Here is a 25,235-nt window from a genome sequence, read left to right as displayed (position 1 = left end):
CCTGCCGTTTTGCTATCCGGAGAAGGCTAGCTGCGCGCGTGCGCCTCGACGTTGTCCGACGCCGGCTGGTCCTCCGCGTGCGGATGGCGGCGCTCCAGGGACGCGCCCTCGACGTCGACGTCCGGCAGGATCTTGTCCAGCCACTTCGGCAGCCACCAGGCCTTGTCTCCGGCCAGGTGCATCAGGGCCGGAATCAGCAGCATCCGCACCACGAAGGCATCCACCAGGACACCGAAGGCCAGGGCGAAGCCGATGGGCCGGATCATGGTGCTGTGCGAGAAGATGAAGCCGCCGAACACGGACACCATGATGATGGCCGCAGCCGTCACCACCGAGCGTCCGTTGCGGAAGCCCTGCATCACGGCCACCCGGGCCGGCGAGCCGTGGACGAAGGCCTCGCGCATGCCGGTGCCCAGGAACAGCATGTAGTCCATGGCCAGGCCGAACAGGATGCCCACCAGGATGGTCGGCAGGAAGTTCAGTACCGGGCCCGGGGTTTCCACGCCGAAGACGCCGGCGAGCCAGCCCCACTGGTAGATGGCCACCACGCCGCCGATCGCGGCGAAGTAGGACAGGATGAAGCCCAGCGTCGCGATGACCGGAACGAAGATGGACCGGAAGACCAGGATCAGGATCAGCAGGGACAGGCCCACCACTACGCCCAGGTAGATCGGCAGGGCCTGGGACAGCTTCTCGGAGATGTCGATGTTGCCGCTGGCAGTGCCGGCCACACCCAGCTTCACGTCCCCGTTTTCGGTCTCCAGCGGGGACAGGTCCCGCAGGGTGTGCACCAGTTCCTCGGTGGATTCGCTGGTGGGGCCTTCGGCGGGAATCACCTGGAAGGCAGTGACGGTGCGGTCCTCGGAGGAGCCGACGGGGGCCACGGCCACTACGTCATCCTGGTCGAAGAGCTTCTGCGCAATCTCGGCCTGCGCCGCCGCGGATTCTTCCTCGGTGGGGTTGCCGGGAAGGTCCGCAACCACCAGCAGTGAACCGTTCTGGCCCTCGCCGAACTTCTGCGAGACCGTTTCGTAGGCCCGGTACTGGCTGGAGTCGTGGGCCTCGGAGGAACCGTCGGGCAGGTTGGTGCGCAGGTCCAGCGACGGAATGGCGATGACCAGCAGCCCCGCGATGGACAGCACCACGGTGAGTACCGCACGCAGCGTGGACATCTGCTTCACCGGGATGCTTTCCGGCTTGCCGGCCGAAGCGGAGGCACCGTGGTCCTTCTCCGCCGCGGCCCGCTCCTTGCGGCTGAGGATCTTCCGGCCGGCCAGCTTGAGCAGTGCCGGAGTAAGCGTGGTGGCCACCAGCACGGCAATGGCCACGCAGGCCGCGCCCACGGTGCCCATCAGGCCCAGGAAGGGGATGCCGGTGATGTTCAGGGCCAGCAGGGCGATGAACACGGTGGTTCCGGCGAACACCACGGCGTTGCCGGAGGTGCCGTTGGCCAGGGCGATGGATTCCTCCAGCGCATAACCGGCCTTCAACTGGCGGCGGTGCCGGTTGACGATGAACAGGGCATAGTCGATGCCCACGGCCAGGCCGAGCATAACGCCCAGGATGGGGGTCACGGACGCCATTTCGACGACGCCGGAGAAAGCCAGCGCACCGGCGGCGCCAACGCCCACGCCGATCAGCGCGGTCACCAGCGGCAGGCCGGCACCGATGAAGGTGCCCAGCATAACCACCAGCACAACCGCGGCAACCACCAGGCCAACCACCTCGCCCACACCCAGGATGCTGGGCACACCGGCGGAAACCTCGGATGAGAAGTCCACCTGCACGCCGTCGACGGGCTCATCTTCGAAGGCCGCTACGATAGCGTCCTTGGTTTCCTGCTCGACCTCCATCTGGGTCTCGCTGAAGACAACGTTGACCACTGCCGCGCTGCCGTCCTCGGACACAGTGCGGATTTCGGCGGCCGCGTCCAACAGGGCAGCACCCTGTTCGGCCTGGGTGGCACCGGCTTCCAGTTCTGCGCTCTTGGCATCAAGCTCGGCGCGGCTGGCGTCCAGCGTGGCCTGCTGAGCGTCCAGCTGCGCCAGCATTTCGGCGGGGGCACCAGCTGCTTCGGCCTGCTGCCGGGCGGCGTCGAGCTGGGCCTGGCCGTCCTCGAGCTGGGCCCGCCCCTGCTCGATCTGGGTGCGGCCGGCGTCGACCTGTGCCTGGCCGGACTGCAGCTGCTGGGCCTGGGCGGCGCGGTCCGCTTCGGTGCTGAACGGGTCCACGACGGTTTCCACGCCATCAATGTCCGCAGCCTCGGTGATCAGTGCCGAGATGTCCTGCTTCTGGGCATCCGTGAAGGCCGAGCCGTCCTCGGTGCTGACCACCACGGAGCCGGAGCCGCCGGAAGCCTGCGGGAGTTTCTCCTGCAGGTGGTTGGTGACCTGCGTGGTGGGGGTGTCCGGGATGGAGAAGCCGGTGGCAAGCGTGCCGCCGAAGAGCATAAAAGCTCCTCCGGCAACCACAAGCACTCCGATCCATGCCGCAAGCACGGTTTTCGCGCGGCGGGCGGCCGCGGCTCCGAGGCGGTAGAGGAATTCAGCCATTTGAGGGTCTGTCCTTTTATGGTGGGTTGGGAACTACGGGTGGAGTGATTTGGGGGAGGCCGGGTCCCGGACATAGCCGGAGCGCACCTTTTCAAGCAGCGCGTCCAGCAGTTCTGCCCAGACGCGGCGGGATTCGGGGGTATCCACGGCTCCGGTGGCGCAGTGCCAGTGGTGGTACAGCACGCCCAGACCGCTGGTGAGGGCACCGACCAGCAGGTCCACGCCCAGCTTGTTGGCTTCCGGATACCGGCCGAGCATAGCCGCGGAGAGCCGTTCGCTCAGTTCGGTGAACGCCCGCAGGGCAATCGGGTGTGCCTGCGTCTGGGCCGGCGCAGGAATGGGCCCGTCTCCCAGCAGCCGGGTCAGATACGCCATGGGCGCCACCAGGTCCGCTGCTCGGAACGCCTCGGCAATTTCATCGAACATGGCCGGGCGTCCGACGTCGGAGGCCGGGACGGCGATCAGGCTCTCCACTGCGGAACTGAGGACGTCACTGCACACTTCCGACACAATGTCGCGGACTGAGGAGAAGTGGTTGAACACTGTGCGGCGCGAAACATCGGCGGCCTGGGCCAGCTCGTCCACGGTGAAATCGGTGCTCTGCCGCTCATGCATCAGCGCCGCCGCGGCTGCCACAATGGCCTGCCGGTGGCGGTCTTTTAGCGCCTTGCGGCGGTCTTCCGATGGAACACTGTTCAGCACGCTTACTACACTACGTGCACGTTTGCACTCGGTGCAAACGGTTCCGGCCGTCCCGCTAGTACCGGCTGCCCTCCGGCTGCGGGGCGTTGTCCAGCATCGCCAGGTCCTCGTCGCTGAGCACCAAATCCCCGGCCGCGACGTTGTCGCGCAGGTATTTGGGTGTTTTGGTCCCCGGGATGGGGATGACCCGCTGTCCCTGGGCCACCACCCACGCCAGCGCCACCTGGGCCGGCGTCGCGCCCACCCGTTCAGCGACGTCGCGCACCCGCTGCACAATGGCCAGGTTCGCCATCAGGTTCTCCTGCTGGAAGCGCGGAAGACGGCGGCGCATGTCATCCGGCGGGAGCTGGTCAAAGGAGGTGAACCGCCCGGTGAGGAACCCGCGGCCCAGCGGGGAGAACGGCAGGAACGCGAGCCCGTTCTCCACGCAGTAGGGCACGACGTCGGCCAGCCTGTCCCGGGTCCACAGCGACAGTTCGGACTGCACCGCGGTGACCGGATGCACCGACTGCGCCCGCTTAATCTCCTCCACGCTGGCCTCCGAAATGCCGATGGCGCGGGCTTTGCCGTCCCGGACCGTCTGCGCCATGGCACCCCAGGAATCTTCCAGCGGCACCTCCGGATCCACCCGGTGCAGGATGTACAGGTCCACGTGGTCCGTACCCAGCCGGCGGAGGCTGGCGTCGATGGACTGGCGGATATGGTCGGGGCTGCCGTTCTTCACCAGCCCGGGCATGGTCCCCGCCGCCGGGGCCGTGTTGCTGACCTCCAGGCCAACCTTGGTGGAAAGCACGGCCCGCTCCCGGTAGCCGTCCTTCAGGGCCCGGCCCACCAGTTCCTCGTTCGTGTAGGGACCGTACACATCCGCCGTATCGATCAAGGTGGCGCCGAGTTCAATGGCGCCGCGGATCACCGAAATGGAGGTTTCCTCCTCCCGTTTGGCTTCCATGTCATAGGCGTAGCTCATGCCCATGCAGCCCAGGCCGATCACGCCGACCTCGGGTCCGTTGGTTCCCAGTGTGGTGGTACGCATTAGCGGGTTCCTCCCTGCGGTGCCTGCCTTACGGACCCGGGCGGGGCCGTAACCCTAGGCTAGGAGTGTCGCGGCCCGCGCGGGAGGGGCAGGCGCTTATCCGTTCAGATTCACTTCCAGCAGCCCGTCACGGACGCGGGTGGCAAAGCAGGGCTGCGGCGCCGTGGCCGGCCCGTGCACCACTTCGCCGCTCTGCACGGCGAAGGTGCTGCCGTGCCAGGGGCAGATGATGCACAGCTGGCCCTTCTCCTGGCGCAGTTCCCCCTCATGCAGCGGTCCGCCGAGGTGGCTGCAGGTGTCGGCCAACACGGAAATGGAACCGTCGGCGGCGCCGTCGGTCCGCTTCAGCACCATCAGGTCCACCTCCCCCAGCCTTGCCCGCTGCGGTGTGCCGGAGGCAAAGGAGTCCACCGGGCCCAGGGAATGCCATCCGGGCGATACCTCTTCGGGCAGGTCATCGTTGCGGTTCACCCCGGCACCCTGCCGGTAGGACAGGTGCCCACCGAGGAACCCGCCGATCATCGTGCTCGTCAGGCCGGCAAATCCCAGGGCCCGGCCCAGTCCCTGGCTGCCGCGGAACCGCGCCAGCCAGGAACCTGAATAGAGTCCGAGGGCCAGGATGTTGGAGAGCTGGTGCACCACCCCGGTGCGCTGCTGCTCAGTATCCAACTCGGCGAAGTCCGCGGCTCCGGCGAGCGCAGTGGGAGCGGCGGACAACACGCCCACTCCTATCAGTGTCCGGGCGGCCCGCTCGTTGCCGGGCAGCACATCCAGCACAGCGGCGGACACCCAGGCGCCCAACGGCACTACGATCATCAGCGGGTGCAGCGGGTGGCCCAGCGGGACGCCGTGCAGCACGTCCTTCACCCCTGTGGGCAGCACGGTCCGCACGGAGCGGGCCACCCAGGAGGCGGCGGGATCCAGCCAGCCGGCGTTTTCCAGTTTGTCGGCAACGGTGACCAGTGGCAGGCGGCGCATGGCTTCTCCTAGCGGGGCGGGAACGGTGCCCACAGACTAGGCAGCCGGGGCCGCGGGCGCCACCGAAAACGGCGGGAACTCTCAGATGGCCTTGCCCGGGTTGAGGATGCCCAGCGGATCCAGTGCGGCGCGGAGGGTGTTCATGACCTCCAGCGAGGTTCCGCCCAGCTCGTCTTCCAGCCAGTCCCGTTTCAACAGCCCGACGCCGTGTTCCCCGGTCAAGGTACCGCCCAGCCGGTGCGCCAGGTAGAACATCTCCCCCAGCGCCGCCTTGGCCGGTCCGGCGGTGACCGATTCTTCGGGGTCCGTCACGATCATCGGGTGCAGGTTGCCGTCCGAGGCGTGCGCGATAGTGAAGATCCGCACCCCCGTGCGCGCGGAGATCTCTTCCAGCCCGCCCACCACCTCGGCCAGCTTGCCGCGGGGCACCCCAATGTCCCCGATGGACACCCGTCCCAGCTTCTCCAGCGACGGAATCGCTTCGCGCCGCGCGGTTATCAGGGCCGCGGCGTGCTCGTCATCCACCGCCTTCTCGCAGCTGCCCAGCGGCACCACAACGTCCATCACCACGTCCTGCTCCAGGAACGCGCCGTACCCGTCGGTCTGCACCAGCAGGAACGCTCCGCCCTTGGCGCGGTAGTCGGTGCCCATGGCCATGTCCACCGCCTCCAACGTGGGCCCGTCCATCAGTTCCATCACCGAGGGCTGGATGCGGGCGGCGACGACGGCGGACGCAGCCCGCGCGGCGGCCGTGACGTCGGGGAAGAACGCGGCCACGGTGGCAGTGTGCACCGGCATCGGGCGCAACCGCAGGGTTGCTTCCACCACCACCCCGAGCGTTCCCTCCGAGCCGATCATCAGGGCATTCAGGTCATAGCCGCTGACCCCTTTTATGGTTTCACGGCCGGTCCGCAGCTCCCGTCCGTCGGCCAGGATAACGCGCAGGGCCAGCACCGATTCGCGGGTGACGCCGTACTTGGCGCAGCGCATGCCGCCGGCGTTGGTGGCAATGTTCCCGCCGATGCTGCAGATGGCCGTGCTGGCCGGATCCGGGGCGTAGAACAGCCCGTATTCGGCGGCCGCGGCGTTGAGGTCTGCGTTCAGGACTCCCGGTTCCACCACGGCCAACTGCTCTTCCGGGTCAATCCGCAGGATCCGGTTCATGCCGGAGACATCCAGCACCAGTTCACCGGCCCGGGCGGAGGATGCGGCTGCCAAACCGGTGCCGGCACCGCGGGGCACCACGGGAATCCGGTGCCGGGTGGCCAGCTGAAGGGTGGTGACGACGTCGTCGGCGGTCCGGGCGAACACCACGCCGTCCGGCAGCGACTCGGGGACATACCCGGAGCGGTCGGTGCTGACCCGCTTGCGGTCCTCTTCCAGGACGGACACGGAAGGAAATGTGCTGAGGAAACCCGGTCCGCCCAGGGCGTTGCCGGGATCCGGATCGAGGGAGTGCGTACTCACGGGATGACTCCTTTTGCTTCGGGGCGTTTGCGGTCGGGGCGCTCAGGGCACCATCCAGCCCAGGATCGAGGTGGACTGCAGCCAGATCAGCAGTGTGAGGAAGGCGAGCAGGCCAAGGCTCCAGCCAATGAGCTTGCGCAGCAGCGTGGATTCGGCGCCGTTCAGGCCCACGGCGGCGGCGGCAATGGCGAGGTTCTGCAGCGAGAGCATCTTGCCCATCACACCGGCGGAGGAGTTGGCGGCGGCCATCAGCGTGGGTGAGAGTCCGGTTTCATTGGCCGCTGCCACCTGCAGGGCACCGAAGAGGGAGTTGGAGGAGGTGTCGGAGCCCGTCAGTGCCACGCCGATCCACCCGAGCAGCGGGGACAGGATGGCGAAGAAGCCGCCGGCGGAGGCCAGTGCGACCCCCAAGGTGGTGGTCTGCCCGGACAGGTTCATCACAAAGGACAGGGCCAGGACGGCGCAGACGGTCAGGATGGTCCAGCGCAGCTGCACCAGGGTCTCGCCGTACACCCGGACCCCGCGCCGTGGCGTAATCCGGTACAGGACCATGGTGATGATGCCGGAGAAAAGCAGCAGGGTTCCGGTGGCGCGGATGTGGTCGAAGCGCAGGGTCTGGGCGGCCACGGGTTTGCCGTTGGAACCGGTGACGTCCAGGCCCGGCCAGGAGAACGTGGTGCTGCCGATGCTGGTCAGCCAGGTTTTGATGCCGGGGACCTGGGCCAGGGAGAACACGGCAATAATGACCAGGTAGGGTGCAACCGCCATCCACACGTCATGCCCGGAAGGCCGGCCGGTCCCCGCGGATGCACCGGTATCACCGCTGCCGCGCGCCCCGCCGTCTTCTTTGGGGACGCGGCCGCCGTCGCCGACGGCGGTGGCTCCCCCGGTGCCCGGGGCCCCCGTCGCTCCCGCGGCCAGAGGGTCGCTGCGGCCGGGTCCGGTGAGAGTATCCGCGCCGGCGGTTTCGGCTACGCGCTCCCCGGCCTCCTCCGCTTCCCGGGTTTCCCCGGTCATTCCGATGATTTCCACCGGTTGCCAGACCCGTAGCATCAGCAGCACGGCCACCACGGTGACCACGGCGGCCACCACATCGGTGAGTTCCACAATGAAGAAGTTGGACGCCACGAACTGGGACAGCCCGAAGGCCGCCCCGGCCACCAGGGCCACCGGCCAGGTCTGCCGCACCCCGCGTTTGCCGTCCACCAGGAAAACCAGGATCAGCGGAACCACCAGCGCTATAAAGGGTGTTTGCCGGCCGGTCATGGAGGACAGTTCCTGCAGCGGGATGCCGGTGACGCCGTTCAGGGCGATGATCGGTGCCGCCATGGCACCGAAGGCCACCGGCGCCGTATTGGCCAGCAGCGCCACGACGGCGGATTTGAGCGGCTTCATGCCGGCCGCCATCAGCATGGCCGAAGCAATGGCCACCGGAGCACCGAATCCGGCCAAGGATTCCAGCAGGGCGCCGAAACAGAAAGCGATCAGGATGGAGAGGATGCGCAGGTCATCGGAGATCGACCGGATGGTGCGGCCCAGCACCTCGAACCAGGGCGTGGCTACGGTGAGTTTGTAGATCCACAGGGCGTTGATCAGGATCCAGAGGATGGGGAAGACGGCGTAGAACGCGCCAAGCCCGGTGGCGGAGAGGACCTGCCCCACGGGCATCCGCCAGCCGAGGATGGCTAGGAGGATGGAGAGCACCAGGCTGATCAGGGCCGCCTGGTAGGCCTTCATCCGGAACACGCCCAGCATCACGAATAACAGGAGCAGGGGCAGCGCTGCAAGGATTGCGGACAGGGCCAGGGATCCGGCGATGGGTTCGAGCGGCTGTTGGAATGCGGCTACCTGCGTCTTCACAAAAACTCCCTTGTTTTTGTTTCCACACCGTTTGCCCTCCGCCGTTTGGTGTTCCCGGGGGCTGCCCCGGGGGCATGTACGCGGTGAGGATGGCTCCGACACTAGGCCCGGGCTGTGCGCAGGGTCAACGGTTCAGGCGCATCTTAAACACAGCAGCCGCCGCGGTTCCCGTCCGTGAGGAGCGGGAGCCGCGGCGGCGTGCGGTGCGGTGCTGCGTGGAGCTTGCGGAGCGGGGTTGCCTAGACGCGGGCTGCGGGGGTGTCCGCATCCCGGCGGTCACGGGTCAGGGCCAGGCCCGAGCCGATCATTGCAATCGCGAGAACGGCATGCAGCCAGTTGTCAGCGCTGTTCAGCGGCACGAAGTTGGCCGAGGAGTCGTGGCCGATGAACAGGCCGTAGAGCAGCAGCAGGGCGTAGACCACGCCGCCCCAGATCAGGTAGTTGCGGGCACCCGAGACGGTGCGGGCAAAGGCAATGCCGGCGATCCCGAAGAGCAGGTGCACGATGTTGTGCAGTGCCGAGACCTGGAAGATGCCCAGCAGGTGCGCTTCCGAATGGTGGCCGGCGAATGACAGGTCTTCATAGTTGGTGGTCACACCGGGGATGAACCCGAGAATACCCACCAGCAGGAAAACGACGCCGAAGGCCAGCGCGGCCTTCTGGACGTTGGTGCGCCTTGACGCTGTGGCTGTGTTGCTGTGGTTCGACATTGCGTATACCTATCTCTCGTTTCCAACCCCGCGGTCAATACCGGGAGGATAACCTGGAAACATAATAAGCATACTTAGGGTTGAAGAACTAATTATCATCTCTGCTAAAGGGATTTCTCCGCCTATTGCCGCGGATCGGGATTCTGCGGCTCTTCGCTCCCCATGTCGGCGGCACCGAAGAGTTTCTCCGCCGGGGAATTCGCGGCGCTGTTCGCGCGGGCCATCAATTCCGGATGATGCAGGTCCAGAGCCGGCCGCTCGGAGCGGATGCGGGGCAGGGAGGTGAAGTTGTGGCGGGGCGGCGGGCAGGATGTGGCCCACTCCAGCGATCCGCCGAAGCCCCACGGATCATCCACTTCCACCTTCTTGCCGTGCCGCCAGGTGATGTACACATTCCAGAAGAACGGAATCATGGACAGCGCAAGAATGCCCGCCCCGATAGTGGAGAGCTGGTTCATTCCGGTGAAATTGTCCTCCACCAAATAGTCTGCATAACGGCGCGGCATTCCGAGCACGCCCAACCAATGCTGGATCAGGAACGTGGTGTGGAAGCCGAGGAAAAGCAGCCAGAAATGCAGCTTCCCAAGCCGCTCGTTAAGCATCTTTCCGGTCCACTTTGGCCACCAGAAATAGAAGCCCGCAAACATTGCGAACACCACAGTTCCAAAGACCACGTAGTGGAAATGCGCCACCACGAAGTAGGTGTCCGACACGTGGAAGTCCAGGGGCGGAGAGGACAGGATGACGCCGGTCAGCCCGCCGAACAGGAAGGTGATCAGGAAGCCGATGCTCCACAGCATGGGCGTCTCAAACGTTATGGATCCCCGCCACATCGTGCCGATCCAGTTGAAGAACTTCACCCCCGTCGGCACCGCAATCAGCATGGTCATAAAGGCGAAGAACGGCAGCAGCACCGACCCGGTCACATACATGTGGTGCGCCCAGACGGTCATGGACAGGGCGCCGATGGCGATGGTGGCAAATACCAGTCCCTTGTACCCGAAGATGGCCTTCCGGCTGAAGACCGGCAGTATTTCGGAAATGATCCCGAAGAACGGCAGGGCAATGATGTACACCTCGGGATGGCCGAAGAACCAGAACAGGTGCTGCCAGAGGATGGACCCGCCGCGCTCCGGGTTGAAGATGTCCGCGCCGAACCGGCGGTCCGCACCGAGGGCGAACAGGGCAGCCGCCAGGGGCGGGAAGGCCATCAGCACCAGGATCGAAGTGACCAGGGTGTTCCAGGTGAAAATGGGCATCCGCCACATCGTCATCCCCGGGGCACGCAGGCAGGTGATGGTGGTGACGAAATTGACCGAGCCCAGAATGGTGCCGAAACCGGACAGTGCCAGTCCGAAGACCCAGAGGTCTCCGCCCACACCGGGGCTGAATTCGGTGCTGGACAGCGGCGTATAGGCAGTCCAGCCGTAGGAGGCGGGACCTTGGGGCAGGAGGAACCCCGCCATCGCCACGGAGGACCCGAACAGGAAGAACCAGAACGCCAAGGCATTCAGCCGCGGGAACGCGACGTCCGGCGCCCCGATCTGCAGGGGCATGATCACGTTGGCGAACCCGGCGAAGAGCGGGGTGGCGAACATCAGCAGCATGGCGGTGCCGTGCATGGTGAACAGCTGGTTGTACTGTTCCCGGGTTTGCAGGATCTGCATCCCGGGTTCGAAAAGTTCCGCCCGGATGATCAGGGCCATCACACCGGCCAGCGAGAAGAAGACAAAGGACGCTATCAGGTACATGTAGCCGATGGTCTTGTGGTCCGTTGAGGTGATCCAGCTGACGACAATTCGGCCCTTGGATACCGGCACGACCCGGGGGGCAACGAACGTTCCATCCGGTTCCGCGGTGTACTTCATGGTCGACATGGAATGATCCCGATCCGCTGTTGGGGGTAGTGCGCTGCCAGGAACCACCGAGACTGTCCTTGGTATCGTAGGGCGGCAGCGCACCGCCCACCAGACCCCGCCGGGAATCGGCTGCGTCCGCCGCCAACCTCCGCGGCAGTCGAAGCGAACCGACCGGTTCGGGGAAACGGTGCGGCCGGCGGGGACGGCAAGGCAGAATCGGAGGATGGACACGAATCCCCTGCCCACGCAGTCGCACGACGCCGCTCCGCCCCGCACTGCGGTGGTCACCGGTGCCGGCTCCGGCATTGGCCGTGCCGCCGCGAGGGCCTTCCTGGCCGACGGTTTCCAGGTGGTGCTGGCGGGCCGCCGCGAAACGGAGCTGCGCGAAACCGCGGACGGATCTCCCCGGGCCCTCGTGGTACCCACCGACGTTACGGTGCCCGACGACGTCGAACGGCTTTTCGCCGCGGCCGTCGGGGCGTTCGGAAGGGTGGACGTGCTGTTCAACAACGCGGGGACCTTCGGCCCCACCGGGAGCATTGACGAACTCAGCCTTGAGGACTGGAACCGGACGCTGGCGGTCAATGTCACCGGCACCATGCTGTGCACCGCCGTTGCGGTGCGGCACATGAAGGCACAGTCCCCGCAGGGCGGCCGGATCATCAACAACGGGTCCATTTCGGCGCACACGCCCCGCCCGCTGTCGGCCGCCTATACGGCCACCAAGCACGCAGTGACCGGGCTGACCAAGTCCATTGACCTGGACGGACGCCCCTTCGGCATCACCTGCGGGCAGATTGACATCGGCAATGCCGCTACGGAACTGCTCAGCGGAATCGGCGGCGGCCAGGGCGCACTGCAGGCCAACGGTACCCGGGCGCAGGAGCCGTGCTTCCCGGCGGAGGAAGCCGCAGCGGCCGTGCTGTTCATGGCCTCTGCCCCGGCGTCGGCGAACGTCCGCTCGCTGGTGCTGACCGCCGCCGGGATGCCGTTCGGCGGCCGCGGCTAAGTCCCCGGCCGCCGGCCCCGGCTGGTTCGGACCCTAGCCCTGCCGGGCCTTCCGGGTCGGCGAGCCGTTCTTGCCGGTCTTAGGAATCCTCGGCCTCCGTTGCTTCGCTGGTAAAGGCCACTGCTGCCCCAACGGCGGGTGCGGTGCCGTTCGGGTCCAGGGCAGCCAGCACGTCCTCGGAATCCGTGTCGTCGGGCATTGGCTCGGGCTGGCGCCACTCCGCCACATGGTCCGGATGGGTGTTTCGGGTCAGCCCGGAGGTCTCAGACTTCATTTCGTCATCGAGCCGGCGCCCGTGAGTGCTGTTGCCGCGTTCCGCCATGATGCGTTCCTTCCGGTGAACCAACAGTAAGTGTACTTACGGTTTAGCACCCGGACGGCGGAGCCTCAACCCGTTACGGGGACGGAATCAGCATTCCACCACATTCACGGCCAAGCCGCCGAGCGCGGTTTCCTTGTATTTCGAGCTCATGTCGCGGCCGGTTTCCCGCATGGTCACGATGACCTCGTCCAGGGATACGCGGTGGTCGCCGTCGCCCCACAGGGCCATTTTTGCCGCGTTGACGGCCTTGGCGGCACCAATCGCGTTGCGTTCGATGCAGGGCACCTGCACGAGCCCGCCGATGGGATCGCAGGTGAGGCCCAGGTTGTGTTCCATCGCAATCTCGGCGGCGTTTTCCACCTGCTCCGGGGTGCCGCCCAGGATTTCCGCCAGTCCGGCTGCGGCCATGGACGACGCCGACCCCACCTCACCCTGGCAGCCCACCTCGGCGCCGGAAATGGAGGCCTGCTCCTTGTAGAGCACACCCACGGCACCGGCTGCCAGCAGGAACCGGACCACAACGTCGTCTTTCTGCTCCTGCGTGGCGTTTTCCATGCCGGGGCCGTAGTGGGTGGCGTAGAACATCACGGCCGGAATGATCCCGGCGGCACCGTTGGTGGGCGCGGTGACCACCCGGCCGCCGGAAGCGTTTTCCTCATTAACGGCCAGCGCCACCAGGTTCACCCATTCCTGCCAAAACTTCGGATCCCGGTTCGGATCCTCGGCCCGCAGCCGGGTGTGCCAGGCGGGGGCCCTGCGGCGGACCTTCAGCCCGCCGGGCAGCAGCCCCTCGCGCCGGATGGCGGAATTCTTGCATTCCTCCATCACGTCGCGGATGTGCAGCAGGCCGGCGCGGATGTCCGCCTCGGACCGGGCCGCGCGCTCGTTGGCCAGCATCACCTCGCTGATGCTCAACCCGGTGCCGGTGCAGTGCCGCAGCAGTTCGGCCGCGGTGCGGAACGGATAGGGCAGCTCGGATTTGCTGGCCTCCAGTTCCATGGCGTCGGCCCGCTCCTCGCCGTCGCGGACAATAAAGCCGCCGCCTACGGAGAAGAAGGTCGCGTCCCGGAGCACCGCGCCGTCGGCGTCCAGCGCCGCGAACTTCATGCCGTTGGTGTGCCGGGGCAGCACCGTGAGCGGGTGCAGCACAATGTCCGCCTCGCCGTATTCCAGCGGGCGGGCGACGGCGCCGGGAACCTGGGCGCACAGCTGAAGCTTCCGGGTGGCCTGGATGTCCGCCAGCCGGCCCTCCACCTGTTCGGGCAGGATCAGTTCCGGAGCGAATCCTTCCAGCCCCAGCAGGACGGCGGTCATGGTGCCGTGGCCGCGGCCGGTCGCCGCGAGGGACCCGTACAGGTCTACGCGGAGGCCGGCCACGGCGGACAGGATGCCGGCTGTAACCAGTTCCTCCGCGAACACGGCAGCGGCACGCATCGGACCCACGGTGTGTGAGCTCGAGGGGCCAATGCCCACGGTGAACAGGTCAAAAACGCCAACAGCCAAGGGGTATTTCCTAACGGTGTTCTGCAGCCGGTGCTGCGGAAAGGTCCGCCAGGCCGGGGTACAGCGGGTGGGACTGCGCCAGGGCCGTAACCCGTTCGCGCAGCGGTGCCAGGTCCTGCTCCGGTCCGGCGACCAGTGCAGAGGCGATGATGTCGGCTACCTCGCGGAACGCGTCCTCGCCGAAACCGCGGGTGGCCAGTGCCGGGGTGCCGATCCGCAGGCCGGAGGTGACCATGGGCGGGCGCGGGTCGAAAGGCACGGCATTGCGGTTCACGGTGATGTCGATCTGGGCCAGCCGGTCTTCGGCCTCCTGCCCGTTGAGCTCGGCGTTGCGCAGGTCCACGAGCACCAGGTGCACGTCGGTTCCGCCCGAGACGACGGAGATCCCGGCGGCGGCGACGTCGTCGGCCAGCAGGCGTTCGGCGAGGATCCGCGCGCCGGCCAGCGTGCGCTCCTGCCGTTCGCGGAACTCAGGGGTGGCGGCGATCTTGAAGGCCGTGGCCTTGCCGGCGATGACGTGTTCCAGCGGGCCGCCCTGCTGGCCGGGGAAGACAGCAGAGTTGATCTTCTTGGCGATGTCGGCGTCGTTGGAGAGGATGATGCCGCCGCGCGGACCGGCGAGGGTCTTGTGCGTGGTGGTAGTGACAACGTGCGCGTGCGGCACCGGGCTCGGGTGCAGGCCCGCGGCCACCAGGCCGGCGAAGTGCGCCATGTCCACCATCAGGTAGGCGCCCACCTCGTCCGCGATGCGGCGGAACTCGGCGAAGTCCAACTGGCGCGCGTAGGCGGACCAGCCGGCGACGATCAGCTTGGGCTGATGCTCCTTGGCCAGTGCTTCCACCTCGGCCATGTCCACGCGGTGGTCCGTCTCCGAGACGTTGTACGGCACCACGTTGTAGAGCCGGCCGGAAAAGTTGATCTTCATGCCGTGGGTCAGGTGCCCGCCGTGCGCCAGGGACAGGCCCAGGATGGTGTCGCCGGGCCGGATCAGGGCGTGCATCACCGAGGCGTTGGCCTGCGCGCCGGAATGCGGCTGCACGTTGGCGAAGTTAGCTCCGAAGAGTTCCTTGGCGCGGTCAATGGCCAGCTGCTCAATGACGTCCACGTATTCGCAGCCGCCGTAGTAGCGGCGTCCCGGGTAACCCTCGGCGTATTTGTTGGTCAGCACCGAGCCCTGCGCCTCCATGACGGCCACCGCGGTGTGGTTCTCGGAGGCGATCATTTCCAGCCCCTGCTGCTGCCGGCGCCGCTCGTTGTCGATCTGCTCGGCTACCTCGGGATCAACGTCCCCGAGGGACGAGTTGAGGAAATCGCTCACAGTTCGCCGCCGTTCTTTTCTGCGTACTCCTCGGCGCTGAGCAGTTCACCCTCGGCCGTGGCGTTGACGGTGAACAGCCAGCCGGCGCCGTACGGGTCCTCATTGAGCAGGGCCGGGTTGTCGATGGCTTCCTGGTTGATCTCCATGATCTCGCCCGAAACGGGAGCGTAGAGGTCCGAGACGGACTTGGTGGACTCAACCTCGCCGCAGGTTTCGCCGGCCGTGACCGTATCGCCGACGGCGGGCAGGTCAACGTAGACCACGTCGCCGAGGGCATCAGCGGCGACGGCGGAGATGCCGACGCGGATGGGGCTGGAGGAGTCGACCCACTCGTGTTCGGCGGAGTAGCGGAGTCCTGCGTTTACTTTGCTCATCTTGGGCCTCTCGAAAGGTTGATCGTGTCTGGTTCAAAGTCTAGGTTCCGAGTGCCCGCGGGGCGGCATTCGCCGCCCCTTAGACACCTCGCTCGTTCCTCGCTCGGCGATGCGGGGCTACACGAATGCCGCACCGCGTGCCCGTTCCATCAGCTCACCAACGCTTCAGGCACCTACCGTGAGCCACGCTGGCACCTCTACCACCAATTGCGCCGCGCGCCGCCGTCACAAGAATCTTTTTTTACCGCTTCTCGCGCTTATAGAACGGAAGCTCCACCACCGTGAAGGATTCGGGCTTGCCGCGGAGGTCGACGTCTAGGAGTGTGCCGGGGGCTGAATGGGCGGCGTCGACGTAGGCCAGGGCGACAGGGTAGCCGAGGGTGGGGCTGGGGGCGCCGGACGTGACTTCGCCGATGACGTTGCCGTCCTTCAGGACCGGATAGGAGCTGCGGGCCGAACGGCGGCCGGAACCCTTCAGACCCACCAGGGTGCGGGCCGGACCGGCTTCCTTGCGGGCTTCGAGGGCTGCACGGCCCACGAAGTCACCGTCCTTGGAAAGGGCGACCACGGGGCCGAGGCCAGCCGCGTAGGGGTCCGTGTCGAGGGTGAGCTCGTTGCCGTACAGCGGCATACCCGCCTCCAGGCGGAGGGAATCGCGGCAGGCCAGGCCCGCCGGAACCAGACCCGAGTCCGAGCCGGCGGCAAGCAGCGCTTCCCAGAGGGCCGCGGCGTCGTCGTTGGGGACGTAGATCTCAAACCCGTCCTCGCCGGTGTAACCCGTGCGGGCCACCAGCAGGTCCAGGCTGCGCTCCCCCGCGGCAACAGTGACCGTATCGGCAGCGTAGTACTTCATACCTGTGACGGCGTCGCGCTGCCCGGCCGGAACCAGGGCCAGCAGGATGGCCTCGGCGGCCGGTCCCTGCACCGCTACCAGCGAGGTCTCGGCGGACACGTTCTTCACGGTGACGTTGAAGCCTTCGGCGCGGGCCGCCAGCTCGGCGGCCACGGTGTCCGCGTTGCCGGCATTGGGGACCACCAGATAGGCGTCCTCCGCCAGCCGGTAGCTGATCAGGTCGTCAATGATTCCGCCGTCGTTGTTGGTGATCAGCGAGTACTTCGCCCGTCCCGGCTTCACGGCGGAAAGCTTGCCCACCAGGGCGTAGTCCAAGAACGCTCCGGCGTCGGGACCGGTGACCTCCACCTCGCCCATGTGGGAGAGGTCGAACAGGCCGGCGGCGCTGCGCACGGCCTTATGCTCGGCCAGTTCGGAACTGTACTTGAGGGGCATCTGCCAGCCCCCGAAGTCGGTGAAGGAGGCGCCCAGCTGTTTGTGCGCCTCGTAGAGCGCGGTGTATTTCTCAGTCACTGGAGTATCCCCTAGTTCTCGAACTCTTCGATGGGCGGGCAGGAGCAGATCAGGTTCCGGTCCCCGGCGGCACCGTCAATGCGGCCCACCGGCGGGAAGTACTTGTCCGTCCGCAGGCTGCGCAGCGGGAAGGCCGCCTGCTCCCGCGGGTAGGCGCGGTCCCACTCATTGCCGGCCACCACGGTGGCGGTGTGCGGGGCGTTGCGCAGCGGGCTCTGCTCGAGGGTGAAGTCCCCGGCCGCCACCTGGTCGATTTCGGCGCGGATGGCGATCATCGCGTCGATGAACCGGTCCATTTCGCCCAGGTCCTCGGACTCGGTGGGCTCCACCATCAGGGTGCCGGCCACCGGGAAGGACAGGGTGGGGGCGTGGAAGCCGTAGTCCACCAGCCGCTTGGCCACGTCTTCGGCAGTGACGCCGGTCTTCGCAGTCAGTTCGCGCAGGTCCAGGATGCACTCGTGCGCCACCAGTCCGCCCTTGCCGGTGTAGAGCACCGGGAAGTATTCGTTCAGGCGGGCGGCGACGTAGTTGGCGGCGAGCAGGGCGTGCTTGGTGGCGCTGGTCAGGCCCTCACCGCCCATGAGGTTCACGTAGGCCCAGGAGATGGGCAGCACGCCGGCGGAGCCGAAGCGCGACGCCGAGACGGGGATGTCCTCGCCGTCGGTCCAGGTGGCGGCGTCGCCGGGCATAAACGGTGCCAGGTGGGCCTTGGCTGCCACGGGTCCGACGCCGGGGCCGCCGCCGCCGTGCGGGATGCAGAACGTCTTGTGCAGGTTCAGGTGGGAGACGTCGCCGCCGAATTCGCCCGGCTGGGCCAGCCCGACCAGGGCGTTGAGGTTGGCGCCGTCAATGTAGACCTGGCCGCCGGCCTCGTGCACGGCCTCGCAGACGTCGCGGACGTCGTCGTCGAACACGCCGTGCGTGGAGGGGTAGGTGATCATGATCGCGGCGAGGTTCTCCCGGTGCGCGTCGATCTTGGCGCGCAGGTCCGCGTGGTCGATGGCGCCGTCGTCGGCGGTGGCAACCACCACCACCTTCATCCCGGCCAGGACGGCGGAGGCAGCGTTGGTGCCGTGGGCCGAGGCCGGGATGAGGCAGACGGTGCGCTGCTCATCATTGCGGGAGTGGTGGTAGCCGCGGATGGCCAGCAGCCCGGCCAGTTCGCCCTGCGAGCCGGCGTTGGGCTGGATGGACACCGTGTCGTAGCCGGTGATGACGGCCAGCTTCTGTTCCAGGTCCGCGATCAGTTCCCGCCAGCCCTCGGTCTGGGAATCCGGGGCGAAGGGATGGATGGAGGCGAACTCGGGCCAGGTCATGGCCTGCATTTCGACCGTGGCGTTGAGCTTCATGGTGCAGGAGCCCAGCGGGATCATGGTCCGGTCCAGGGCCAGGTCACGGTCCGAAAGGCGGCGCAGGTAGCGCAGCATCTGGGTTTCGGAGCGGTAGGAGGCGAACACCGGGTGCGTCATGAACTCCGAGGTGCGCAGCAGGTCCGCGGGCAGCTCGAAGCCGTCCGCCGAATCCACCGGGGAGGCACCGAACGCGGCGGCCACCTCGGCGATGACGGCCGGCGTCGTGGTCTCATCCGCGGAGATGCCCACGGTGTCGGCGTCGATTGAACGCAGGTTGATGCCCTTCGCTTCGGCGGCGGCAATGATCTGCGCGGCACGGCCGGGAACGCTGGCTGTCACGGTGTCGAAGAAGGACTCATGCAGCAGCTCGACGCCGGCGGCCCGCAGGGCGGTGGCCAGGGACCGGGCGGACTCGTGCGCTCGGCGGGCAATCGCCGTCAGGCCTTCGGGTCCGTGGTAGACGGCGTACATGGAGGCGACAATGGCCAGCAGCGCCTGCGCGGTGCAGATGTTGGACGTGGCCTTCTCCCGGCGGATGTGCTGTTCGCGGGTCTGCAAGGCCAGCCTGTAGGCGGGGGTGCCGGCGGAGTCCTTGGAAACGCCGACCAGACGGCCGGGCAGCGAACGTTCCAGGCCCTTGCGCACGGCCATGTAGGCGGCGTGCGGGCCGCCGAAGAACAGCGGAACGCCGAAGCGCTGCACCGAACCCACGGCGATGTCCGCGCCCTGCTCACCGGGAGAGGTGATCAGGGTCAGGGCCAGCAGATCCGCGGCCACGGTCACCAGGGCGCCGCGTTCCTTGGCTTCGGCAATCAGTGCCGCCTGGTTGCGGACCACACCGGAGGCACCGGGCTGCTGGAGGACGACGCCGGCCAGCTCACCCTCGGGGAGTCCGTTGGCCAGATCGGTAACGATGACGTCGAAGCCGAGCGCCTTGGCCCGGCCCTTCACCACGGCGATGGTCTGCGGGAAGGCTTCGGAGTCCAGCACAATGGCGCCGTTGCTGTGGGCCTTGTTGGACCGGCGCATCAGCAGCACGGCTTCGGCCACGGCGGTGGCTTCATCCAGCAGGGAGGCGTTGGCAATGGGCAGGGCAGTGAGGTCCTGGACCATGGTCTGGAAGTTCAGGAGCGCTTCGAGGCGGCCCTGGGAGATTTCGGGCTGGTACGGGGTGTAGGCGGTGTACCAGGCCGGGTCCTCCACGACGTTGCGCAGGATCACCGGCGGAGTGTGGGTGCCGTAGTAGCCCTGGCCGATCATCTGGACGGCGGTCTTGTTCTTCCCGGCGATCTTCCGCAGGGCGGCGAGGGTTTCCTCTTCGGATTTTGCCGGATCCAGCACCAGCGGGAAGCCCTGCCGGATGGCGGCGGGAACGGCCATGTCTGCCAGCCCGTCCAGGGTGTCATACCCCACGGCCTTGAGCATGGTTTCAACGGCGTCGGCACGGGCACCGATATGCCGGTCCGCAAACGCGGCGGCAAGGGTAGAGGAGGACGGATCTACAGGCATGAGGGGCTCCAGGAAAGGCAGACGGGGGTACGCCAACTAACGAAGGCTCCTCCCCGCTCTGTATTGGACCTGAGAGATTCCGCGGGTGTACTTCCGCTTGCACCGTCGGTGAGTTCCGGCCGTGCCGGAACTGCTTTCCAGAGTTGCCTCGCCCTGGCGGTACAGGGGCCTGAGAGATTCCCGGGGAGGGTTTGCTCCTACGGCGCCCGGCGCGATGCTCATGTGCATCCGGCAGGACTCTCCCGCCACGGCTGATAAAGGCATGTTCATTTGTAGGTGTCACACGCATGTGACACAGCAAACTCTAACCTGCCGCCTGCACCGCCTCAACCCCTCGACACACCCGGGCGCGGGGGAGCAGCCGGCCGCGAATGTGCCCTGTGACCTGCAACGTCACAAACCTCTGATTTGACGGGGCCAGCAAGCGGCTTTCAAACTGAAATGTCGGCGGCAGCGCCAACAGCAAGGTGCTGTCCCCCCGGGGAGCGGCATAGGCGATAACGGCGGTTAGCTGCCGGCGGGTGCCTATTAGAAGGATTTTGATGTCTGAGCGCATTACCCGCCCACCGAGCGACAGCGCTGTTTCCGCGCCGCAAAACAACTCCCCGCAGCCGCATCTTGCCCGCTCCCTGTCCAGCCGCCACATCCAGCTGCTGGCCATCGGCGGAGCCATTGGCACCGGCCTGTTCATGGGCTCGGGCAAAACCATTTCCGTGGCCGGCCCGTCCGTGATCTTCGTCTACGCGATCATCGGCTTCATGCTGTTCTTCGTGATGCGGGCCATGGGTGAACTGCTGCTCTCGAACCTCAACTACAAGTCCTTCAGCGATTTCTCCGCGGACCTCCTCGGCCCGTGGGCCGGTTTCTTCACCGGCTGGACCTACTGGTTCTGCTGGGTGGTCACCGGCATTGCCGACGTAGTGGCGATTGCCCATTACGTGACCTTCTGGTGGGGCAGCGCCCCACTGTGGATTCCGGCGCTGGCCTGCATCCTGCTGCTGCTGGCCCTGAACCTGCCCTCGGTGAAGGCCTTCGGTGAAACCGAATTCTGGTTCGCGCTGGTCAAGATTGTGGCCATCCTGACCCTGATTGTGGTGGGCCTGGTGATGATCCTTACCGGCTTCACCCACGGCGACGGCGTGACGGCCGGCTTCGGGAACCTCTGGGAGCACGGCGGGTTCTTCCCCACCGGGCCCATGGGCTTTGTTGCCGGCTTCCAGATTGCCGTGTTCGCTTTTGTCGGCATCGAACTGGTGGGCACCGCCGCCGCCGAAACCAAGGATCCAGAAAAGAACCTGCCGCGCGCCGTGAACTCCATTCCGATCCGCATCCTGCTCTTCTACGTAGGCGCCCTGGCCATCCTGATGGCAGTGGTGCCGTGGGACGAGTTCAGCGCCGACGAGAGCCCGTTCGTGGGCATGTTCACCCTCGCCGGGCTCGGCACTGCTGCGGCCGTGGTGAACTTTGTGGTGCTCACTTCCGCGGCTTCGTCGGCGAACTCGGGGATATATTCCACTTCGCGCATGGTTTTCGGTCTGGCGCACGACGGCGACGCCCCCCGGCCGTTCGGCCGGCTGTCCCGGCGCAAGGTCCCGCAGAACGCGCTGTTCTTCTCCTGCACCTTCCTGCTGGCCGGCGTTGTCCTGCTGTACGCAGGCGAGTCGGTGAGCGCGGCCTTCACCCTGGTGACCACCATTTCGGCGCTGTGCTTTATGTTCGTCTGGTCCATCATCCTGGCCAGTTACCTGGTCTACCGGAAGCGCCGCCCGCAGCTGCACGCGGCGTCGAAGTTTCCGATGCCCGGCGGCGTCGTCATGGTTTACGTGGTGTTCGCGTTCTTCGCGTTCCTCCTGTGGGCCCTTACCACCCAGCCGGACACGTTGCAGGCCCTGCTGGTGACCCCCATCTGGTTTGTCCTCCTGGGCATTGTGTACGCGTTCCTGCGCCGCACTCCCGTGCACCAGGCACGGGTGGCAGCGCACCGCGACGCCGTCGCCCGCGAGCGCGCCGGACTGGCCGACGCCGGAACACCGGTCCGCGGCTAATAAACCACTGTCCCCCGGGAGCTGACCGCTGCGCCGCCTCCCGGGGCGCCCGCCTTGGCGCTTGCGTCAATTTCCAGCCCGAAGGTATTCAGCGGCACTTCCAGCGCGGAAACCAGGTGCGGGACTACTTCGTGCTGGATCCGGCCGATTACGCCCTGCACATCGGCATCCGAGTTCACCGTGACCTTCATGGCCAGGTCCGGTTCGTCGGCTGTGCCGCGCAGCCGGACGGTTGAGCCCACCACGCCGGGGAGCTCCGCGGTTTCCCGGTTGGCTGCGGCCGCCAGGATCTGCGGGTCGCACACCGTGATGCCGTGCGTGGGGTCTTCCTGCAGGCGGAACGTTCCCGCCGCCCGGTTCCGCGGAATCTGGGCGAGCAGCCACCACAGGCCCAGCAGCCCCAGCACCACTCCGGCGAGCAGGACACCCCACGGCGCGTACTCCCCGCTGAGGAAACCTTCCCCGTCCGCCAGCAGTGGTTCCGACGGGTCCGCAGCGGCCGTGCCTTTGAGCGCTCCTCCTGCGATCAGTGCGGCCAGGACCCCGGCGGCGAGGAGGATGATCCCCAGGACAATCAGCCAGGTCCGGTTCGCTGGTCCGGCATGTGCTCTCATGGGACTGCCCTTCCTACTCCCTGGTCCGGATGCTGGCGGTAACCTCCGGCACGGGGTCCAGGCCGGTGGCCGCCAGGCGGGAGCGCACCCCGTCCACCACCCAGTGCTCCAGGTCCGAGGTGCCGTGCAGCGCCGTCGTGACGTCCAGGTGGACCCGGCGCGCGGAGGCGGTGGCGGAAGCTGATGCCACCCCGTCAATGTGGTCGCATGTGGAGGCCGCAAGCCGGGCAACTGCCCGGCGGCTCATCACCACGGTTTCGCCGCCCCGGACCGACGGTACTCCGCCGGTGTCCGCCGCTCCCGGCATCCCCGGCATGTTCACCGGCTTGGCCCGCAGCGGCAGGGCGCGGTACTCGCCCGGAATGATGCCGCACAGCAGCAGGATCAGGCCAAGCACGCCCAGGATGACGGCGGCGGTCCATCCCTGGGTGCTGTCCCAGCTGGTCTCCCGGAGCCAGCGCAGGGGTTCAGTGACGAACACCGGCCAGCTTCCGTTGACGAGCCGGAGCACCGCGGCCCACACCAGGGCCACTCCGAGGGCCAGCAGCAGGACAGCGGTGATCGTTGCCGGTACGGACCGGCTGGGCCGGCGGCGCATGGACACCGGCGGATGGATTCTGGCACTCATTGCAGCTTCCTCCGGCGGGGTTCGGATTGCGGCGGACGGAGCCAGGCCACCGTGATGTCCACCTGCCGCACCTGCACCCCGGTCAGGGCCGTGACCCGTTCGGTGATCCGCCGCCGCAACTGTTCCGTGGCTTGGCGCAGCGGCACCGGATAAGGCAGTCCCACCGTCACTTTAAGGCTGGCTATATTGCCGGCCAGCTGGACGCTGGCATCCGGCCGGGCGGAAAGGTCCGCCCGTGCGCCTATGCCCAGGAAGCCTCCGCTGCTGCCGCCGGCGAAGGTTTCGTCCCGGGCCACCTGGCTGGCGGTTTTTTCGAGCACCCGCCGGGCCAGGACGGTTTCCCCGCGGTCATTGATGTCCCGGGCCGGCCGCAGCGGCACCTGCGCCGAGGGCATACTCATCGGCTTGACGCTCTACCGAGCATTCCCTGGACGTCCACCTTCCCGTCCGCCACCAGCCCCACCATCAGTCCAATCAAGCCGAACAGGAGCGTGATGAGGAACGGCACCCAACCACCGAAGGCCAGCACGATTCCCAGCACCAGCCCGATTACCAGACACCACCGCGTTGCAGACATGGAGTCCTCCTTTTGGTTGTTGTTTACTCAAGGCTCTTGGACGGCTTGGCATCCTGGCTGTCGTCGTCCTCGTCCTGGTTGTCCCCGGGCAGGTGCACGTCGGTGACGTTGACGTTCACTTCGAGGACCTCCAGCCCGGTGGCGTTTTCCACGGACCGGATGACGTTGCGCCGAATGCCCTGGCTGACCTCCACTACGGAGTAGCCGTACTCCACCACAATGCTGACGTCCACCGCCGCCTGCCGCTCACCCTTTTCCACCGAGACGCCGTTGCTGACATTTGTCTGCGAACCCGGTATCCGTTCCGTCATGGAACTGAAGGCCCGGCGCGCCGCATTGCCCATGGCATACACCCCGGGCACCTCGCGGGTGGCCATGCCGGCGAGCTTCTGCACCACGGTTTCCTCAATGGTGGTGTCGCCCCGGGGTGTCTGCAGCGGCCCCGACCTGCGCTGGGCGTCTGGGGGCGCAGGCGCTTCCGGGGTGCTCAGTGTGCCCTGCCCCTGCGCTCCCTGCCCCGGTGCTCCCTGCATCCCTTGTGCGCTTTCGACGCTCTGCGCGCCCCGCGGACTCGGCGCTGACGGCGTGGGGGTCTTTGACGGATCTGCCATGGAAATCATCTCCTGCGTATCAACGCGGACTCACCGCGCACGTCCCTTACAGAATTAATGACGTGCGCGGGCCGGATTCGTCACGGCGAAAGCCAAAGTTTGGCTATCTTTCCCGCCGCCCGGGACGGTGTTGTTCCGCCCGGGTCCGCCCTCTGGGAAAATCGGGGCATGGTCCGGTCGCTGCCGGACGGAACAGGGACACCATGGCAGGATCCGAGCTGCCGCAGGCGGCACATAACCATTCTCCCCGCGGCCGTGCCGGGACCGCACTTTCCCTCCCGGACGAGGCTGCGTTGGTGGCGCAGGCCCGGAGCGGCGACCTCCCAGCCTTCGAATATCTGGTGGCCCTCTATCAGGGGCGGCTGTTCCGGCTCGCCTACCGGATGCTGCGGGACCGCGGCGACGCCGAGGACGTAGTCCAGGACACCCTCACGGCCGGCTGGCGGATGCTGCCCACGCTGGACCGGGGCGAGGCGTTCGGCGGCTGGGTTTACCGCACCGCCACCAACCGCTGCCTGGACGTACTCCGCCACCGCACCGCGCATCCGCAGGACCTGCCCGGAACCGAGCACCTGGCAGCGGCACTGGATGCGGGGGCAACCCGGCGCGGAGCCGATCCGCACCACAGTGCCGAGGTTTCCGCAGAACTTGAAACCCTGCGGCGCGCACTGTCCCTGCTGCCGGCGGACCAGCGGGCCTGCTGGCTGCTGCGCGAGGTCCACGGCCAGAGTTATGCGGAGATCGGTGCCGCCCTGCGGATCAGCCCGCCGGCGGTGCGCGGGCGGCTGGCCCGGGCACGGGAACACCTCACGGCCGCGATGACCCAGTGGCGGTGACGGCACCCTT

22 protein-coding genes and 1 riboswitch are annotated in these 25,235 nt (G+C 67.1%); of the genes, 3 read left to right on the top strand and 19 right to left on the bottom strand.

The window, feature by feature from the left end; genetic code table 11:
- Positions 1-26: 26 nt before the first annotated feature.
- The 8 genes from QNN98_RS01970 to ctaD all read right to left on the bottom strand — a co-directional run bounded on the left by QNN98_RS01970 (position 27) and on the right by ctaD (position 11,179).
- Entirely contained in the window at positions 27-2,552 is a 2,526-nt protein-coding gene (locus tag QNN98_RS01970; protein ID WP_227925793.1) for an MMPL family transporter, read from the bottom strand.
- Positions 2,553-2,585: 33 nt separating this feature from the next.
- Positions 2,586-3,254, bottom strand: coding sequence for a TetR/AcrR family transcriptional regulator (locus QNN98_RS01965; RefSeq protein ID WP_227912079.1), 669 nt, complete (start codon positions 3,252-3,254; stop codon positions 2,586-2,588).
- A 55-nt stretch (positions 3,255-3,309) separates the two neighbouring features.
- Positions 3,310-4,287 carry an aldo/keto reductase gene (locus QNN98_RS01960; RefSeq protein ID WP_283996074.1) on the bottom strand — a complete coding sequence of 326 codons (978 nt, stop codon included), beginning with the start codon at positions 4,285-4,287 and terminating at the stop codon, positions 3,310-3,312.
- 96 nt (positions 4,288-4,383) lie between these two features.
- The gene (locus QNN98_RS01955) at positions 4,384-5,265 is read right to left on the bottom strand and encodes a Rieske (2Fe-2S) protein (protein ID WP_227925797.1); all 882 of its coding nucleotides are present in this window, start codon (positions 5,263-5,265) and stop codon (positions 4,384-4,386) included.
- Between the two features lie 81 nt (positions 5,266-5,346).
- On the bottom strand, positions 5,347-6,732 hold the full coding sequence (locus QNN98_RS01950) for an FAD-binding oxidoreductase (RefSeq protein ID WP_349643198.1): 1,386 nt from the start codon (positions 6,730-6,732) through the stop codon (positions 5,347-5,349).
- Between the two features lie 42 nt (positions 6,733-6,774).
- Positions 6,775-8,592, bottom strand: coding sequence for an L-lactate permease (locus QNN98_RS01945; RefSeq protein ID WP_283996073.1), 1,818 nt, complete (start codon positions 8,590-8,592; stop codon positions 6,775-6,777).
- Positions 8,593-8,831: 239 nt separating this feature from the next.
- Positions 8,832-9,302 carry a DUF4383 domain-containing protein gene (locus QNN98_RS01940; protein ID WP_227925799.1) on the bottom strand — a complete coding sequence of 157 codons (471 nt, stop codon included), beginning with the start codon at positions 9,300-9,302 and terminating at the stop codon, positions 8,832-8,834.
- 122 nt (positions 9,303-9,424) lie between these two features.
- Positions 9,425-11,179 carry an aa3-type cytochrome oxidase subunit I gene (ctaD, locus tag QNN98_RS01935; RefSeq protein ID WP_227925801.1) on the bottom strand — a complete coding sequence of 585 codons (1,755 nt, stop codon included), beginning with the start codon at positions 11,177-11,179 and terminating at the stop codon, positions 9,425-9,427.
- A 205-nt stretch (positions 11,180-11,384) separates the two neighbouring features.
- On the opposite strand from ctaD, the gene QNN98_RS01930 reads away from it, so the two are divergent.
- On the top strand, positions 11,385-12,170 hold the full coding sequence (locus QNN98_RS01930; RefSeq protein WP_283996072.1) for an SDR family oxidoreductase: 786 nt from the start codon (positions 11,385-11,387) through the stop codon (positions 12,168-12,170).
- Between the two features lie 79 nt (positions 12,171-12,249).
- Here the strand turns inward: QNN98_RS01930 and QNN98_RS01925 are convergent, their stop codons facing one another.
- From QNN98_RS01925 to gcvP, 6 genes are all read right to left on the bottom strand, one after another.
- On the bottom strand, positions 12,250-12,492 hold the full coding sequence (locus tag QNN98_RS01925) for a hypothetical protein (RefSeq protein ID WP_283996071.1): 243 nt from the start codon (positions 12,490-12,492) through the stop codon (positions 12,250-12,252).
- A gap of 87 nt (positions 12,493-12,579) precedes the next feature.
- Positions 12,580-13,995: an L-serine ammonia-lyase gene (locus tag QNN98_RS01920; protein WP_283996070.1), complete on the bottom strand. Its 1,416-nt coding sequence runs from the start codon at positions 13,993-13,995 to the stop codon at positions 12,580-12,582.
- A 10-nt stretch (positions 13,996-14,005) separates the two neighbouring features.
- Entirely contained in the window at positions 14,006-15,313 is a 1,308-nt protein-coding gene (gene glyA, locus QNN98_RS01915; RefSeq protein ID WP_283996069.1) for a serine hydroxymethyltransferase, read from the bottom strand.
- Positions 15,310-15,687: a glycine cleavage system protein GcvH gene (gene gcvH, locus QNN98_RS01910; RefSeq protein ID WP_227925806.1), complete on the bottom strand. Its 378-nt coding sequence runs from the start codon at positions 15,685-15,687 to the stop codon at positions 15,310-15,312. Before gcvH ends, glyA begins: the two co-directional genes overlap by 4 nt.
- Positions 15,688-15,928: 241 nt before the next feature.
- A complete protein-coding gene (gene gcvT, locus QNN98_RS01905; RefSeq protein WP_283996068.1) occupies positions 15,929-17,053 on the bottom strand; it encodes a glycine cleavage system aminomethyltransferase GcvT in 1,125 nt (374 codons plus the stop codon).
- 11 nt (positions 17,054-17,064) lie between these two features.
- Entirely contained in the window at positions 17,065-19,914 is a 2,850-nt protein-coding gene (gcvP, locus tag QNN98_RS01900) for an aminomethyl-transferring glycine dehydrogenase (protein ID WP_283996067.1), read from the bottom strand.
- Between the two features lie 147 nt (positions 19,915-20,061).
- Positions 20,062-20,169, bottom strand: a riboswitch (glycine riboswitch).
- Positions 20,170-20,456: 287 nt separating this feature from the next.
- Between gcvP and cycA the strand changes: the two genes are divergently transcribed.
- Positions 20,457-21,959, top strand: coding sequence for a D-serine/D-alanine/glycine transporter (gene cycA, locus QNN98_RS01895; protein ID WP_227925809.1), 1,503 nt, complete (start codon positions 20,457-20,459; stop codon positions 21,957-21,959).
- Here cycA and QNN98_RS01890 read toward each other — a convergent pair.
- The 5 genes from QNN98_RS01890 to QNN98_RS01870 are packed head-to-tail and all read right to left on the bottom strand — an operon-like array spanning position 21,956 to position 24,389.
- Complete coding sequence (locus QNN98_RS01890) at positions 21,956-22,573, bottom strand: alkaline shock response membrane anchor protein AmaP (protein ID WP_227912100.1); 618 nt, start codon at positions 22,571-22,573, stop codon at positions 21,956-21,958. The two genes, cycA and QNN98_RS01890, sit on opposite strands and share 4 nt — an antisense overlap.
- 13 nt (positions 22,574-22,586) lie before the next feature.
- Complete coding sequence (locus QNN98_RS01885) at positions 22,587-23,201, bottom strand: DUF6286 domain-containing protein (RefSeq protein WP_283996066.1); 615 nt, start codon at positions 23,199-23,201, stop codon at positions 22,587-22,589.
- Positions 23,198-23,602, bottom strand: coding sequence for an Asp23/Gls24 family envelope stress response protein (locus QNN98_RS01880; RefSeq protein WP_227925810.1), 405 nt, complete (start codon positions 23,600-23,602; stop codon positions 23,198-23,200). Before QNN98_RS01880 ends, QNN98_RS01885 begins: the two co-directional genes overlap by 4 nt.
- A complete protein-coding gene (locus tag QNN98_RS01875) occupies positions 23,599-23,778 on the bottom strand; it encodes a hypothetical protein (protein ID WP_227925811.1) in 180 nt (59 codons plus the stop codon). Before QNN98_RS01875 ends, QNN98_RS01880 begins: the two co-directional genes overlap by 4 nt.
- Positions 23,779-23,801: 23 nt before the next feature.
- Positions 23,802-24,389 (bottom strand): Asp23/Gls24 family envelope stress response protein, encoded by a 588-nt coding sequence (locus QNN98_RS01870; RefSeq protein ID WP_227925812.1) that lies wholly within the window; start codon positions 24,387-24,389, stop codon positions 23,802-23,804.
- A gap of 203 nt (positions 24,390-24,592) precedes the next feature.
- Between QNN98_RS01870 and QNN98_RS01865 the strand changes: the two genes are divergently transcribed.
- The gene (locus QNN98_RS01865; protein WP_227912109.1) at positions 24,593-25,225 is read left to right on the top strand and encodes an RNA polymerase sigma factor; all 633 of its coding nucleotides are present in this window, start codon (positions 24,593-24,595) and stop codon (positions 25,223-25,225) included.
- The last annotated feature ends 10 nt before the right edge of the window (positions 25,226-25,235 follow it).

Source organism: Arthrobacter sp. zg-Y1143, assembly GCF_030125565.1.
Classification (GTDB): Bacteria; Actinomycetota; Actinomycetes; order Actinomycetales; family Micrococcaceae; genus Arthrobacter_B.
This window is presented reverse-complemented; position numbering and strand designations above follow the sequence as displayed.